Below are 658 nucleotides of genomic sequence, written 5' to 3'. Positions count from 1 at the left end.
AGAGGGGCAAAGTCAGGCGCGTGAGCTACTCGCAACACATCCTTGTAAGGGGATGATGGGGCATGCTTAGCAAAAAAGTCTTTTTCATTAGTCAAGCGGAGGCCGAAAGACTGGAGCCGGTTCCCGGTGCGGCCATGATCTCCATAACTGACCCAGACAAGTCCCCTGCCGCTCTCGGACAGTGGGGGCAGTTGTACCGCGATAGCTTCTATGACGGCGGCTATTCTGAGAACACCATCCACACGATGAAGGCAGCGTTCCGGATGAATTACGCCTCTTACATTGACTCATCCCAGGCTGAAAAGCTGTCCACCTTCCTGGATGGATTGGTTGGTAGCGGTATCGATCAGATCTTCGTTCATTGCTATTACGGAGAATCCAGAAGTGGCGCGGTAGCGCTGTACCTCCAGAACAAACATGGATTCACTCCGAATAAGCCGATCACCAAGCCCAACCGAACAGTTTACGAATTGCTGTGCAATCCAACCAAGTTTGAACCACTGATGCAAAGCTACGAAACGCAACATATGGAGGAGGAACTACCTCTTCACCTCAAAATATGGGATTTTCTTCTCGTTGCGGTCGGGCTTAGGAGGTGACTTTGCACGACACAAACAATGACAAGGAAGAGCTAGTTTCACATGCGAAAGTAAATGTT

General features: G+C 50.2%; 1 protein-coding gene. It reads left to right on the top strand.

Annotated elements, in window-relative coordinates; genetic code table 11:
- Positions 1 to 62 precede the first annotated feature (62 nt).
- Positions 63 to 599 (top strand): hypothetical protein, encoded by a 537-nt coding sequence (locus R7Z49_RS25540; RefSeq protein ID WP_000949433.1) that lies wholly within the window; start codon positions 63 to 65, stop codon positions 597 to 599.
- Positions 600 to 658: the final 59 nt, after the last annotated feature.

Source organism: Vibrio sp. 1562 (assembly GCF_033340155.1).
In the GTDB taxonomy this organism is placed as follows: domain Bacteria; phylum Pseudomonadota; class Gammaproteobacteria; order Enterobacterales; family Vibrionaceae; genus Vibrio; species Vibrio alginolyticus.
This window is presented reverse-complemented; position numbering and strand designations above follow the sequence as displayed.

Coding starts and splice junctions, on each gene's coding strand:
- R7Z49_RS25540 (WP_000949433.1), top strand. CDS start 63: ATGCTTAGCAAAAAAGTCTTTTTCATTAGTCAAGCGGAGGCCGAAAGA.